General features: G+C 49.4%; 12 protein-coding genes. 5 read left to right on the top strand and 7 right to left on the bottom strand.

The genetic code is table 11. The annotated features are described in order from the left end of the window. Positions 1-220: 220 nt before the first annotated feature. Entirely contained in the window at positions 221-877 is a 657-nt protein-coding gene (locus SBI19_RS11220; protein WP_317968039.1) for an SIMPL domain-containing protein, read from the bottom strand. Positions 878-1,153: 276 nt separating this feature from the next. Between SBI19_RS11220 and SBI19_RS11215 the strand changes: the two genes are divergently transcribed. After that, positions 1,154-2,113, top strand: a complete 960-nt coding sequence (locus SBI19_RS11215) for a phosphotransferase family protein (RefSeq protein ID WP_317968037.1) — start codon at positions 1,154-1,156, stop codon at positions 2,111-2,113. A gap of 117 nt (positions 2,114-2,230) precedes the next feature. Here the strand turns inward: SBI19_RS11215 and SBI19_RS11210 are convergent, their stop codons facing one another. Both SBI19_RS11210 and SBI19_RS11205 read right to left on the bottom strand, forming a co-directional pair. Then, positions 2,231-2,908: a DUF2238 domain-containing protein gene (locus tag SBI19_RS11210; protein WP_317968035.1), complete on the bottom strand. Its 678-nt coding sequence runs from the start codon at positions 2,906-2,908 to the stop codon at positions 2,231-2,233. Positions 2,909-2,984: 76 nt separating this feature from the next. After that, positions 2,985-3,596 carry a TetR/AcrR family transcriptional regulator gene (locus SBI19_RS11205; protein WP_317968033.1) on the bottom strand — a complete coding sequence of 204 codons (612 nt, stop codon included), beginning with the start codon at positions 3,594-3,596 and terminating at the stop codon, positions 2,985-2,987. Positions 3,597-3,885: 289 nt separating this feature from the next. Here SBI19_RS11205 and SBI19_RS11200 point away from each other — a divergent pair, with 289 nt between their 5' ends. The 4 genes from SBI19_RS11200 to SBI19_RS11185 all read left to right on the top strand — a co-directional run bounded on the left by SBI19_RS11200 (position 3,886) and on the right by SBI19_RS11185 (position 8,135). Next, positions 3,886-5,322 carry a DHA2 family efflux MFS transporter permease subunit gene (locus SBI19_RS11200; RefSeq protein ID WP_317968049.1) on the top strand — a complete coding sequence of 479 codons (1,437 nt, stop codon included), beginning with the start codon at positions 3,886-3,888 and terminating at the stop codon, positions 5,320-5,322. 132 nt (positions 5,323-5,454) lie between these two features. After that, positions 5,455-6,138 (top strand): GntR family transcriptional regulator, encoded by a 684-nt coding sequence (locus SBI19_RS11195; RefSeq protein WP_317968031.1) that lies wholly within the window; start codon positions 5,455-5,457, stop codon positions 6,136-6,138. A 42-nt stretch (positions 6,139-6,180) separates the two neighbouring features. After that, positions 6,181-7,278 carry a mannonate dehydratase gene (gene uxuA / locus SBI19_RS11190; RefSeq protein WP_317968029.1) on the top strand — a complete coding sequence of 366 codons (1,098 nt, stop codon included), beginning with the start codon at positions 6,181-6,183 and terminating at the stop codon, positions 7,276-7,278. Beyond that, positions 7,278-8,135 (top strand): SDR family oxidoreductase, encoded by an 858-nt coding sequence (locus SBI19_RS11185; protein ID WP_317968027.1) that lies wholly within the window; start codon positions 7,278-7,280, stop codon positions 8,133-8,135. The genes uxuA and SBI19_RS11185 overlap by 1 nt, the downstream gene beginning before the upstream one ends. Positions 8,136-8,449: 314 nt before the next feature. Here the strand turns inward: SBI19_RS11185 and SBI19_RS11180 are convergent, their stop codons facing one another. The 4 genes from SBI19_RS11180 to SBI19_RS11165 all read right to left on the bottom strand — a co-directional run bounded on the left by SBI19_RS11180 (position 8,450) and on the right by SBI19_RS11165 (position 15,088). Further along, positions 8,450-10,021, bottom strand: coding sequence for a DUF3502 domain-containing protein (locus SBI19_RS11180; RefSeq protein ID WP_317968025.1), 1,572 nt, complete (start codon positions 10,019-10,021; stop codon positions 8,450-8,452). Next, positions 10,021-11,778 carry a cache domain-containing sensor histidine kinase gene (locus SBI19_RS11175; protein WP_317968023.1) on the bottom strand — a complete coding sequence of 586 codons (1,758 nt, stop codon included), beginning with the start codon at positions 11,776-11,778 and terminating at the stop codon, positions 10,021-10,023. Before SBI19_RS11175 ends, SBI19_RS11180 begins: the two co-directional genes overlap by 1 nt. Position 11,779: 1 nt before the next feature. Beyond that, complete coding sequence (locus SBI19_RS11170; RefSeq protein WP_317968021.1) at positions 11,780-13,291, bottom strand: response regulator; 1,512 nt, start codon at positions 13,289-13,291, stop codon at positions 11,780-11,782. A gap of 207 nt (positions 13,292-13,498) precedes the next feature. Then, positions 13,499-15,088 (bottom strand): extracellular solute-binding protein, encoded by a 1,590-nt coding sequence (locus tag SBI19_RS11165; RefSeq protein ID WP_317968019.1) that lies wholly within the window; start codon positions 15,086-15,088, stop codon positions 13,499-13,501. Positions 15,089-15,141: the final 53 nt, after the last annotated feature.

Raw genomic sequence — 15,141 nt, 5'->3', positions numbered from 1 at the left:
TTAGCTCATTTAAAACATTTAAACTGACAGTTTCGCTCGTTGTTCAGTTTTCAAAGAACAATTCAATTCGCATTGTGTTTCTCGTAACCGGCGTGTTTCTCTCGGCCGGAATTAGAATATACCATGCACACACACATTAATGCAACTGTTTTTTATAAAATAATTTAAAACCGCTAACTAACCAGCATTGTCCTGAGCTTTATGCACACATGTATTTGATCTACCTCTGTCGGAACCACGCTCGCACTGAAGCCGTAATCGTAAGCTGCCCTGGCTGAAGCGGCGTTGCGTCGCTTGCCTTCATAGCGGCTGCCGCAAATGGTATCGGCGCAACGCCGGATTGACTCAGTTCCTGCACGCGTTTCGGTACAACATCAATCGCAATGCCCATCGTATGTCCGATCGTCATTGCCTTATCCATTGCATTACGGACAGCCAGCGACAACGCCTGCTTCTCGTAATAAGCCGGCTGTGACACTGTATAGCGAATACCTCCGATATGATTCGCTCCGTTCTCGACAGCAGTATCTACAATTGCACCTGCTTGAGCAACGTTGCTGGTCGTAATCTGGAGCATATGCGTCACCTGATAGCCTCTGAAAATTTGTTTGCCATCAATATAGTCATAAAGCGTCTCGATCCGGTAATCGATCGTCTGGATCTGCTCCTGCGGCACATTCAATTGCCGAATGGATTGGATGACCCGTGTCATCGCAGCGGCATTCTCGGCTTGTGCCTTCTGCAATTCGGTCTGTTCCGTTACTACTCCAAGCGTTATGACTGCTTGATCGGGAGCGGCCGTTACTTTGCCCTCACCTTGCACCTCGATGGTCGATCGACTTTGATCAAGTCCATGTTCATGGGTATAACTCGTCATCTGAAACCGCTCCTCTCGTTTTTCCCTCTACCTAGCATGCTATTCGAAGTTTAGAACATTAATCCCTCCTGTCGGCAAAATTAAAATGAGAGGAACGCTGCCTCTCCTTTCTATATAACTACTTGCGAATATTCGCTTTGTATTGCGTTAAGCCGCTCTCCCGCGTCACGCCTTGAATCAGTACCAGTATCGTAAGCATACATTCACACATTTGAGTAGTGTTGAAGATTCCTTTCCAGCGCTATAATAAGGAATAGAAAATAATGGGAGGTTCATATGGAAAGCCAGACCAAAAACAAACAATCATCTGAAAAGCTTCATAACATGATTGAACGTGCATTTCCAGGCGTGCAGCCTGTTTCCATCCAAGAGTTGACTGAAGGGTTCTTCAATGTGGCATATATGGTTAAGTTGTCCGATGGACGGGAAACGGTACTTAAGATTGCGCCTCCTCAGAATTCCGTTATTATGACGCATGAACACAATATTATGAACAGTGAGGTCCGCTCGATGCAGCTCGTTGCAGAGCAGACGAATGTCCCTGTTGCAAAGATTGTGTATTATGACAATAGTCGGGAGCTGTGTGATGCAGAGTACTTCTTCATGGAGAAGCTTAACGGCAGCAGTTTCCACTCGCTTAAGGGAGAGTTGAGCGACGAAGTACGGCTCGGCGTGGATGTCCAGGTCGGCGAGTTGAACCGCCGAATCAATTCCATCGTTGGCAAGCGCTTTGGTTACTTTGGTCAACCGGACAAGCAGGGCGACGTCTGGTTCGATGTGTTCAAGAGCATCGCACAAGATGCGATTAACGATGCGGCTGCTCTGGATATTGATCTAACCATCGATGTTCAACAGCTGTTGGCGCTGCTGGAGCGCGACAAGCCGCATTTTGCAGAAGTGACGACGCCTCGTCTTGTTCATTGGGATCTATGGGCCGGCAACGTATTCATTGAGGATGGCAAAGTGACGGGCGTAATCGACTTCGAACGATGCCTCTGGGCGGATGAACTGCTGGAGGTTGGATTTCGAGGTTTTGCCAACAATCACGGCTTTGTTGAAGGGTACGGCATAACGGAATGGAACGAAAGTCAGCGCGTTCGTGTTCAATGGTATGATATGTACTTGTTCTTGATCTCTGCGCTGGAATTCGATTATCGTCACTATGAAGATCGCGGTTCGTATAACTGGGCTACGCAAATGCTTAGAGAAGGTATGCAGGCATTGTCTAATCGGTAAACCTGAACCAAACAAAGGAGAGCTAATGACGGCTGCGGCCGACAATCAGCTCTCCTTCTATTTATCTCTAATAAAGATAGAGGATTCTTCAATGCCTGAGCTTAACGCCTAAGCTTATCAAGTTGTTCGTCTAGCATGCATGATCCAGAAAATCCCGATCGCCAGCAAGACGCCGAGCAACGCCATCGTCATATCTTTCTGCGAATCGAACGGATCGCCTTGGAGCCCGACGAACTGTGTCGCTAACTTGGAGTTGAAAATCAAAGCCGACCAAGCTTCTAACAATTCATAAATTCCACTCGACGCAACGATAATCATAAAGGTTACGATATAATTGCGCACAAACTGCAGCTTCAAGAAATATAATACGGTTTCCCGTATCGGAAATGCGATCATTAGGCCGTACGCAAAATGAACGACACGGTCATAAAACCCGCGTTTGATATGAAACATATGCTTCATCCATTCATCGATCGGCGTGTCCTGATAAGTGTAATGAGCTGCAAAGACATGCATGATTAGAAACAACGCAATAAGGATATAGGATAAATTACTGTATGGATAAATACGATACATAACGACTAAAGCGACGACGCTAAGAACGACCAGTGTGTTCTCAACTCCCCACACTTTCCAGTCCTTCGGATGGATTCCCATGCAGATCCAGTATACGAAGAACCCATACAATGTTGTTCGCAGCAGCACATTGTGCTTATATGGGATCTGATGACTGAGCAGCCATCTGGACCACCCCGTTCGACTAAACGGCTTGGCAGCCGTATGTTGGAAGGCCATTCTGACAGCCCCTGTTCATAGGAAATGTGAGATCATTCGTCTCATTATCATCTCCGCAGACAAGCAGACCTATGCTTTACATATGATGATGATCAGATTTCCACTGGGGAAAGGCACGCAGCAAAGTGAATTGTTTGGCTATATAAGCAGGCGTATAAGGCATATCATTACGGAGCCAAGCGACAATGGTGCCGATTAAGGCTGCTGATCCATACCAAATCGCAATATCCTTCTGAATGCCGGCCTCGACCATCGTATCATCCATCCCGAACTGCTCAATTCTTCTTTTGACCGAATCGGACAACATCTTAAGCATTCGTTCTGTGAATACAGGCGTACGCCTCGAACCAAGTACGACTTTATAGAACTTGGCGTTGTCCGCAATATGTTCCAACAGGTTGACGAGGACAAGCGAATCTCCCTCTGCCGCACCATCATCCAAAGGCGTGGACTGATCAAGCGCCTGCTGCATGTCCTCGATCATTTCTTCAGCCATCTTGTCCATCATATCCGGAATATCACGATAATGAAGGTAGAAGGTGACGCGGTTAATGGTCGCACGCTCCGCGATCCGGTTCACCGATATTTTCTCGATCTCCATCTCCTGCAGCAAATCAATAAAGGCATCCTTAAGCAGCTGTCTCGTCCGAACGATCCTTGGGTCCGTGCGCGGTTTCGTATGATTCATCCTCACCTGATCCCTTCATCAACCATATTAATTTACAATCGATCAATATTCTGTCGTTTATGTTCGACTTAAACGACAGATTTTCAACCACTCGATAACTAATTGACACTCTGATAAAAAGAGTCGCTTGTAACACTTCGAAATCAGTTTATAATCTAATTTATACAGTGTTAATTATCTAACACAATGTTAATTAAGTCTAGAGAGAATAGGAAGGATGGAGAAGACTTTGAGTAAAGGTAACCTTACAGCGGACAGCTCCGTCAAAAAAGGGCCGATATTATTCGTTATGATTATTGGCGCCTTTCTTGCGACGCTGAACCAAACGATTATGAGTGTCGCGACGCCGGAGCTGATGATCGACTTTGATATCTCGGCAGCAACAGCACAATGGCTGACAACAGGCTACATGCTCGTGAACGGGGTATTGATTCCGATCACGGCTTATCTGATGCAACGGTTCTCAACCCGTCAATTGTTCCAGACATCAATGATCGTATTTTTAATTGGTACGATCGTATCTGCATTAGCAACTAATTTCGAGGTACTGCTAACCGGCCGTATGATTCAGGCGGCAGGCGCCGGTATCATTATGCCGCTGCTGATGACCGTTATTCTGACGCTGTTCCCGCCTGAGAAACGTGGCGCCGCAATGGGCTTGGTAGGTACAGCCATTATTTTTGCCCCGGCAATCGGCCCTACGCTTGCAGGTTATATTCTTGAGAATTACAAGTGGGAAACGATGTTCTACGGTATGATTCCACTCGCTGTTATCGTTATCGTGTGTGGATTTATTTATCTTACGAATGTATCGGAACGAATCAAATCCAAGCTCGACATGATCAGCGTCGTTCTCTCGACGCTCGGCTTCGGCGCTGTGCTGTATGGCTTCAGCCGTGCAGGTAAACTTGGATGGTCGAGTGCAGAAGTACTCATTTCAATCGCAGTCGGCGTTGCAGCGCTTGCGCTGTTCACTTGGAAACAGCTTGTATCGAAGGAGCCCCTGCTCGATCTGCGTGCCTTCAAGTACAACATGTTCACGCTCACTACAATCATTAACATCGCTGTAACGATGGTGATGTATGCGGATATGATGCTTCTGCCACTCTATCTGCAGAACGCTCGCGGTTACACGGCAATCGAATCCGGACTGTTGATGCTGCCAGGCGCTCTCATCATGGGCTTCATGATGCCGGTTGCCGGCCGACTGTTCGATAAATTCGGCGCCAAATGGCTGGCTGTTGTTGGCTTGATCATTACGATCGGTACGACGGTCGGCTTCATTAATCTGACGGATTCGACTAGCTACACGTATCTGTTGCTCATGTCCACAGGACGCCGGATCGGTATGGCGCTGTTCCTCATGCCTATCCAAACAGCTGGCTTGAACCAACTGCCGAACAGCCTTAATGCGCATGGTACGGCAATCTCCAATACGGTTCGCCAGGTTGCAGGTGCAATTGGTACGTCCCTGCTCGTTACGGTCATGACAAACCGCGCAACAACGCACGGTACCGATTTGGTCATGTCCGGTGAAGCAACTGGCTGGACCAAGGAACATCTGGCAATGGAAGCGCAGATTCTAGGAATTAACGATTCCTACGTCGTCATTATCGGAATCGGCGTCGTTGCCCTGCTGCTCTCCTTCATGATTAAGAAAGTGAAGCAAGCATCGGATGACAAGAACCCAGTAGCTATGAACAAGACGGTAGCTTCCGAGGCCTAATAAATCTAATAAAAAAACGGCTGTTTTCTCGTTAACTCGAGGAGGCAGCCGTTTTTTTGATAACACCTATTCAACTGCCATACAAGTATGGTAGTATGGCAATGGATACAAAACTACGAACGAGGTGAGCCATTGGATTTCACAATCAAGCCGATTCAGCCTGTTTCCACACGGGATGCGGTGTACGCTGCGTTGCGCTCCTTGATTCTTCAATTGGAGCTCCCTCCTGGCGCAGCCATCTCGGAGAAAGAAATGTCGCTGAAGATGGGCGTCAGTCGAACGCCGATCCGCGAAAGCTTCGTTCGGCTCGCGCAAGAAGGACTGCTGGAGGTTTACCCGCAGCGCGGCACCTTCGTATCGCTCATCGATCCGGAACTGGTTGAAGAAGCGCGATTTATGCGTGAGCAGCTTGAGGTCGCAGTCGTACGTCTAGCCTGTGCGGAATTCCCTGCCGAGCAATTGGCATTGCTGGACAGCAATCTTAGTCAACAACAATCAAGCATCAATGTACATGACTATCATCTCATGTTCGAGCTCGATGAGACGTTCCACCGTACGATCTTCGAAGGCTGTCGCAAGAGCAATACATGGACTGCACTCGGCGGCATCATCACGCACCTGAATAGAAGCCGAATGCTGCGACTTGCAGCTGACCAGCAGTGGGACCATCTATTCCGTCAGCATCAAGGCATCGTCGATGCGATCCGGTCTCATGACGAGACAGCCGCCGTTCAGCTGATGACGGAGCATATGCTGCTGTCGGTGGCGGATCAGGCGCTGCTGAGAACGAAATACCCGGATTATTTTAAACAATAATTTAGTAATCATCATTCCCAATGTGCGGAGGCGAAGTTCGTTATGAAGATGGTATTTCGCTGGTTCGGTGAAGGCAACGACACTGTAACCTTGGATCAAATTCGGCAAATCCCCGGCGTGGAAGGCATTGTATGGTCGCTCCATGATGTACCGGCGGGCGATGAATGGCCGATGGACAAAATCATGACGGTGAAGCAACAGGCGGACCGCGCCGGACTTCACTTGAAGGTTGTTGAGAGCGTTAACATTCATGAGGACATCAAGCTTGGCCTGCCGTCCCGTGACCGCTACATAGAGAACTATAAGAAAACGATCGCAAAGCTGTCGCAGGTCGGTGTTGAAGTCATCTGCTACAACTTCATGCCGGTATTCGATTGGCTGCGGACGGATCTGCACAAGGAACTCGAAGACGGCTCGACAGCGCTGTTCTACGAGAAAAGCCGGATTGCCGACATCGAACCGATGGAACTCGTTAAGCAGATCAATGAAAACTCATCGCTCACGATGCCAGGCTGGGAGCCGGAGCGACTTGCTCATCTGACGAAACTGTTCGAGGCATACAAGGACGTGACGGAAGAGGATCTGTGGGCGAACTGCAAATATTTCCTCGATGAAATTATTCCCGTTGCTGCTGAATATGGCATCCGAATGGCTATTCACCCGGACGATCCGCCCTGGCCGATCTTCGGTCTGCCGCGCATCATTACGAGCCAAGCGAACATTCGCCGCTTCTTGAGCCTGCACGACAGCCCATACAATGGCATCACATTGTGCAGCGGCTCGCTCGGTGCGAACCCTGCCAACGATATCGTTAGCATGGTGCATGAGTTCATCGATCGGATTCCGTTCACGCATATTCGCAACGTACGTGTATATGAGAACGGAGATTTCATCGAGACGTCGCACCGCACGCAAGACGGCACGGTCGATATCACGGGCATCGTTCAAGCGTATGCCGAGGAAGGCTTCGAAGGGTTCGCGCGTCCTGACCACGGACGTCACCTATGGGGTGAACAGTGCCGCCCTGGCTACGGCTTGTACGACCGCGCACTCGGCATCATGTATCTATGGGGCGTATGGGACAGCCATCGCAGAACGGTACTTGCCGCAGCGGCTAAGGAAGGTACGGTGAAGGCATAATGACGAATACGATCCATTCCTTCCCTGCAATTGCCGGCAAAGTCGTCGTTGTAACTGGCGGCGCAGGCGTGTTGTGCCGCGTCATGGCGAAGGAGCTTGCACGCCAAGGCGCACGTATCGCAATCTTGAATCGTACGCTCGACAAGGGCGAAGCCGTTGTTGCAGAAATCCGCGAGGCAGGCGGCACGGCAATCGCTGTTTCTTGTGATGTAACGAATGCAGATAGCGTGCAGCAAGCAGCGAATACGGTTCTCGAGCAGCTCGGACCTTGCGACATTCTGATCAACGGCGCAGGCGGCAACCATCCGAGCGCGAATACGACGAATGAGACGTTCTCGCTTGATGACATGGCCAATCCGGACGTTACATCTTTCTTCGATCTGAGCGTGACGGGCTTCCGGAACGTGCTCGATCTGAACTTCGTCGGCACGCTTATTCCTACGCAGGCGTTCGCGAAGCAGATGCTTGGCCGCGAAGGCGTATCCATCATCAACGTGTCGTCGATGAGTGCCCCATCGCCAATGACGAAGGTGCCGGCGTATAGCGCAGCGAAAGCTGCAATCGAGAACTTCAACCAATGGCTCGCAGTCCATCTGGCTGATGCAGGCATTCGCGTTAATGCGATTGCGCCTGGCTTCTTCCTGACGGAGCAAAATCGTGCGCTGCTGACGAACGAGGACGGTTCGCTTACCCAACGCTCGCACAAAATCATTACCCACACGCCGATGCGCCGCTTCGGCAAACCCGAGGATCTGCTCGGCGCGCTGCTCTGGCTCGCCGACGAGACGCTGTCGGGCTTCGTCACCGGCATCGTCGTGCCGGTAGACGGCGGGTTCCTTGCTTATTCGGGGGTTTAAACTGATCATTAATAAAGAAAAAGAGCCGCGGACACCCCGCGGCTCTTGCTTTTTCCACCTATCACCTATCACCTAGCACCTATCAAACCATCAGCCTTCCACGCTGATTTACCTCATACGTGAACAACTCCACCCAAGCTCCGTCTGCCGGCTCTCACGCGGACAGAGAAATCTGTATTTCCAACCGCGCCTTCCGGATCCAGATAGGCAATAACGGCCGATTGCTGTGTAAAATCACCCCTCTGCCAATCATCCCACACTGCCACCACAAAAAAACCTTAGCAAGCCGATGCTATCAGCCTGCCAAGGTTCCTTCATCGTGCCGCTGCGAACTTGTCCAACTGTGATTGCAGCTCACGCATATAATCATCTATGCCGGCTTCCTTCAGCTCCTGCCGCGCTCTGCTCAGATCGTTGTCGATATCATCGCTGACCCCAGCGGCCAAAGGCTGAATAAACTGCACCTTCTTCGACTCCATGCGTTCCAGCTGTGCAGAGACCGGCGCCGTATCGAACACAAAGCCCTCATACGGATCGATCCCGTTCTTCATCGCCAGCTTCGGTCCTTCATCATACTGCAATCGATTGACAATCTCCTGCCATTGATCCGGATATTTAACTGGCAAATCCAGATAACCGTCAGCAAGTCCTGTCCAATAAGGCTTACGGTTCTCTTCAGCAATGCCTTCGAATGAGACCGCATTATCTATGAGCTTATAATGTTCGCCCTCCACGCCATATTGCAACAATACATAATAGCGAGGGTCGGTATGCGCCTTCTCCAGAAGCTTCAACGCGGTTTCTGGGTACTTGGAATTCGAGCCGATTGAGATCATAGACGAGGTCTCCACTGATATCTTCGGCATAAATACAGTCTGCGGGTATAGATCGAACTTAATATCGAACCAACCGAATTGCTGCTCCGGATACAACTGATTGAGAACGTCGATATAACCGAAGCTTACCGCGCCAAAATGATTGCTGAACTCAAGCGGCTTCTTATTCGCCTTCATCAGTTCCACCGTCTTGGCCGTCTCATTATTCTGGCTCGCCAGGATGTCATGATCCACGACCCCGTCCCGGTACCACTTTCTTGCTATCTCCACCATTTGCTTATATTCAGGAGTCTCATACTTATTAATCGCCTTATAGGGCTCTGCGATTGCGGCGACTGCATAATCCTGTACAACCGTGTAATACTTGCCTCCAGTCAAAATGTCCCACAGCACGTCACCGAATCGTTTATCGTTAATCATCGGCGTGTCTGAATATTCATCTTTGGCCTTGTACAAATATTGTTCCAGCGAGCTGAAGTCATGAATTGCTGGCAGTCCCCATTGTTTCCTCAGATCTTCCCGATACAGTACCCCGTAACTGCCAGCAGCCGGTTTCCCGAATGTCGGCAGACCATACAGCTTTCCGTTAATTTTCACACGGTCCAGAACGTTGCCATAATGTTCAACCAACTTCGGTACCTGATCCAACAACGGTACAAGATCGACGAATGCATTCTTCGAAGCATAGTCTTTGAAATCGGTCCAGAAGCCGCCTACGTAGAAATCATATGCTTTCGTAACGATGGCCCTGCCGATAATGCTTTTCTCTTCCCCCCACGGAATGAAATCAAAACGCAGGGTTGCTCCAAAATCCTTAATGGTTAACGCATCGAGCTGTTTATAGAACTCATCCATCCCGCTTGCCGGCTCTTTGCCCATTGTGATGGCCTTCAAATGAATAACGGAAGCGGACTGCGCGGTATCTGATAACTCCTCGCTGTGATCGGCCGATTCGCCGCTGCTCGTCGATCCGCTTGAACTGCAAGCAGTGACCGTGAGCAAGGAAATCATTATTGCCATTGTCGTGATCTTGCGATACCAGACCGTCATTACCCTTCTCCCCCATCCATTCGTTCACGTCTTACAATCGGTACATCGAAGGAAACGATGGTCCCTCCCGCTTCCGGCGTATGGAAGTTCAGATCGGTCGGCTGGCCGTAGTAAAGCGCAAGCCGCTTCTCTATATTCTTCACCCCATAGCCGCTGCCCCGATGCTTGCGATTATCGCCGTTCGACGCTTGAAACCCTATCCCATCGTCCTCTACTGCAATATGAAGCCTTCCAAGTTCAATAGAGCCCCGAAGTTTAATGACACCAACACCGCCTGGTTTCTCTGTAATCCCGTGCAAAATGGCGTTCTCCACAAGCGGCTGCAACGTAATCTTCGGTATGAGACAATCCAGCGTCTCTTCCGCCAGCTCGGTCTCCAACTGAATCCGATTGCGGAACCGTTTCCGCTGAATTTCCATATAGATCTCACTCAAACGCACTTCATCCCGCAGCGATACGAAATCCTCACCTTTGTTCAGGATCAATTTATAATAATCCGACAGTGCATATACAACCTGCTGGATGTTATCGCGTTCATCGCGCTGCGCCATCCAGTTGATCATATCGAGCGTGTTGTATAGAAAATGAGGATTGATCTGCGATTGAAGCGCACGCAGCTCTGCTTCATTTTTCTCCTGACCAAGCTTGAACTGCTCCTGCATCAGCTCTTGTACGCTGTTGATCATATAATTGTAGCTGGAGATCAGTTGACCTACCTCATCCTTGCGCGGTTCGATATCCAGCTGATTCAGCCGTCCTTGACGTACCTGACTCATCTTGTTCATGAGCAGGAAGATACGGCGCGTAATCGACCGGGCTACTGGGAAAATAAACACAAGCAGGATGATGCATACGACAAGATAGACGGTCAGCATCTGATTGCGAATACTTAGCAGCGCGTCAGAAGCGGCAGCGTGAGAAATAACGGACATCAGGTATAGATTCGTATCGCCGATTTTCTGCCCTCTTGCTAGATAAGTGCCGCTGTCTAGTTGGACTGTCGTAAACTTGCCTTTGCTGTCAATCGGCTTGGGCAGACGCATGAAAGCAAGCTCCTGCTCGCCGCTGCTCGTAATTAGCTCTCCATCCTCCGATTCCACATAAACGAATTGCAGCGGATCGGACTTGATCAGACTTTGCTGAATTTGCTTCAGATCCACATTCAACGTCACAATGCCTGCCGGATCCATATAATCGCGCGGGTTCCACAGCAGCCTGCCGAGAGCAAGATAACGCTCCGTTGAATCTAAGTTATTCTCCTGCCTGATGACCCAAGTCGATGCTCCATTGCTGGCATACACCTTGTTGCCCCAATCCGTGTTGCGAACTGCGCTTAGCTTGCGAAACAGCGTATCGGTTCCCGTCACAATAAATTTATCATCGACAAAATAGACAATATGGTCGAACTCCGAGTTCGTCTCCATCATCTGCGTATAAGCTACCATGGAGTTGAATGCGGCCATCTGCTCCGGAATTTTCATATCGTCCGGCTTCATCGACAGAATCGTATTCATATCTTTATTGACGATAATCATCGCTGACAGCTCTTCGAGATGCGAGAACTTCTTCGCCAGCGTCGACAGCGTCTGTTCATAGTTCTGATTCTCAGCATAATCCTGCCCGTTCACGACAAGCTGGCGAATCTCGTTATAAGAGACGAAGAACGTAATAATTAACGGTACGATGCCGATAAGAGCGAACAGAATCATAATTTTCTTACGGAAAGACATGTCGTTGACTGCATGGACAAGTTTCATTTCAGCTCTTCCTTCGGTACTCGATCGGCGATAAGTCAGTAGACGCCTTGAACACTTTAGCGAAATAGCTTGCGCTTGCATACCCGCACAGCTCCGCAATCGTATTCATCTTCAGATGCTCGCCAGCAACAAGCTTCTTCGCAACGTCCATTCGATAATCGCTAATATATTGTTTGATCGTTGTACCCGTCTCCTGTTTGAACAATAGGCCAAGATGTGCGGTCGACAGATGCATATGCTCGGCGATCATCCGCAGATCGAGATCGACATTGCGGTAGTTGGCAGCGATATACTTAAGCACTTCCTGGACAAGTCTGGAATACTGCGCAACTTGCTGCGTTTGTTCAATCCATACCGAGCAGACAGCAAGCATTAACTGCTCCATGCCATCAAGCGTCCGGCATTCCCTTAAGTAATGCTCTACATCCGGAATGCCGTACTCACTGTCAAGTGCAGCAAGCTGCTTCTGATCATGGCCGGTTGTGCCCTGTATAATCGTCTCGAATATTGTGACCACGCGTTCTTTCGCAGGGGACTGCTTCATCCGGAATTGCGCGCATATTGAACGAATGAAGTCGAGCATCTGCTCAGGGCTTTGCATGCGGACGCGATAAAATTCCGGCAGCACTTTCTCATGGCTGTGGTCTTCAGGCATGCGATCCGCTTCTATATAATGAAACACTCGTCGATCTGCGCTATAGAAAGCTTGCTCCATCGCTCGCATTGCCGTCTTATAAGCATTCGGGAGTTCATGCAGATGATTTGCCGCTGTGCCGATGCTGATGCTGTAAGCTTCATATCGTTTAAGGAATAGATCGCATAAGCTCGACAGCTTCCTTGCATCATGCCGATCAGAAGCAAGTACGAGGAAGCAGTGCCTTCTATCCAATTGGTCGCCAATCGCCTGCATTCCGTTATCCTGCCAATACTGCAGCATCAACTGCAGATCCGCATACCCGTCGCCTGCTTCGAGCCGATTCCATATCATGATTCCCCAGTAACGCTGGTCCGCAGGAAAATAACTTTCTCTGCACAGCCGAACGGTTTCTGCTTTGTCGACATGTTCATCTCGGAGCATGCCCGCAAGCTTCTGCCGTACAAGCTCATTCTTCTGCTTCACAACTGCCGTTTGCTGCTGCTTGTTCGCCAGCGAACGAATTGATTTATCAATCGCCCGTTCGACTTCAGACAGCTTGATCGGCTTCTCAATATATTCAACCGCGGACAGTTTGATTGCGCTCTTGAGATACTCAACATCCATATAACCGCTCATGAACAAGAGCTGACTGTCTGGCGACTTCTCTGCCAACCGTTTAGCAAATTCAATACCGTTGAGCTTCGGCATACGGATATCGGTCAGTACGATCTCCGGCTTCTTCGCCGTCGCAATACGAAGCGCTTCCGCTCCATCTGCCGCAAGATAGATTTCATCGATCCCATATTTGTCCCAATCGAATGATTCGCTTAATCCTTCTCTCGTATAATCGTCATCATCTGCAATTAGCAATCGCATTGACCATCCATCCCTTCGCAGCGCTATGACAACGCTTACAACTAGCCGTGTAATCTATGACTCCAAGCTGCTTCTATTAGGTTTAGCATATCAGAAAATGAACAAGGGAGCGAGCATCCTGCGCCCACTCCATAAGACAAGAAGCCCTGTCTATCGCAATGCGATTATAGACGAAGCTACTCATGTCGGTTGTTATGCAATTCGCGATTACTTCGCTGCTTGACGAGCTTCGTACACTTTGTTCGCTTCGTCGAGCATTTCTTGACCGCCGGATTTGAGCCATTTGTTCTTGAAGTCCTCGAACATTGCGTCCAAATCGTCCGTTGTCGTAACCGCTCTTGTGTAGAACTCATCCTGGAGCGCATTAAGCGTTGCCGAGTATTTACCCTTCGATTCCAGAACTGTAGGTCCAAGTACGTCGGCGATAATTTCGTTGCCGTTGTTCAGCTGATCGCGGAATGCGAGCTTATCAGGCGTGAAGTGGAATTTCCACGTCGAAGTATCGCGTTCTACCAGCGGGTTGTAGAAGCCGCCGAAACCGAATTCATTCTTCTTCTCCGGCGTGTCGTACGGTGCTTTGATCGTTGGAGCGCCGTTGACGATGTCATACGTCGTTCCTTCGTCGCCGAAGACCGTCTTCAAATACACCTCGTCATTCGTTGCGAGTTCTTCGAGAATTTGCAGAATTTTAACCCGTTTTTTCTCGTTCGTCTCTACGTCTTTACCGAACAGCAGCGGAACTTGCAGCGCACCGTTAGAGAATACGAGCGTCTTGCCTGCAGGACCAACCAGACCTTTCCCGTAAGCTGCTTCTACGTTGTTCGCTTTATCGCCTTCGAGCATGCCGAACAGATGGTGATACATGAAGTTTTCTTTGTAACCGATCTTCTGGCTGTTCCACTTCTGTCCGATCTGATCATTGCCGTCCGTCATGAATTCAGGATCGATCAGGTCTGCTTTGTACCATTTGTTGATCAACTTCGTCGCTTCCTTCGCTTGATCCGTCAGCGCGCCCCAAGTCAGCTTGCCATCAGCACCAACCGAGAATTGATAAGGATTAATGCCAAACGAGGCATAAATCGAGTTGAAGAATTGGTTTCGTGCATCCTTGCCGCGAGCCGTCATTCCGTACGTATCCTTCTGACCATTGCCATCCGGGTCATTGTTGCGGAACTTCGTCAATACATCCTCGAACTCGGCAATCGTCTTCGGCGGTTCGCTATAGCCGATTGCCGTCAGCCAATTCTTGTTATACGTCGGAATGAAGCCGTATGCACCGTTCAGCCAGACGCGCGGCACGCCATAGTTCTTGCCATCGATGAGTGCAATATCCCATGCTTGCGGGTTAACCGAATCTACGTCTGCCGAATATTTCGGCATATATTTGCGAATGTCGTCAACGGAGATGCTTGCGATGATGCCTTGACGCGCATAGTTCGTCATGTCGGACTCGTTCGGCGTTTGCGGGAACACGTCCGGAATTTCACCCGCTGCGATTTTTACTTTGAAGTTGTCGTCTGTTACGCGTTCGTTGATGATCTTAACGTTGAATTTCTCTTCCAGATACTTCTGAACTTCGTTGCCGTCCTCCGTTGGCGTATCCCATGTGGAGCCTGCGAACGTAATCGTAATCGGCTCCTCTTTCTCTACCGGCGCTTCGGAATTGACGTTATCCGTGTTCGTGGATGTATCGGTGCTGCTCGTCGTTTCCTTGTCCGAGCTGCTGCCGCAGCCTGCTGCGATAATGGATAGGCTTAAGAGAATTGCGAGACTAAGCTTCTTTTTATTGGCTTGCATGCGTTGTAATCCTCCCTTTTTATAAATGCAGCTTGTGTTATTTAAACAGGGCA

Source organism: Paenibacillus sp. CCS19, from assembly GCF_033239625.1.
Taxonomy (GTDB): domain Bacteria; phylum Bacillota; class Bacilli; order Paenibacillales; family Paenibacillaceae; genus Paenibacillus_T.
The sequence above is the reverse complement of the archived record's forward strand: the minus strand, read 5'-3'. Positions and strand labels throughout refer to the sequence as shown.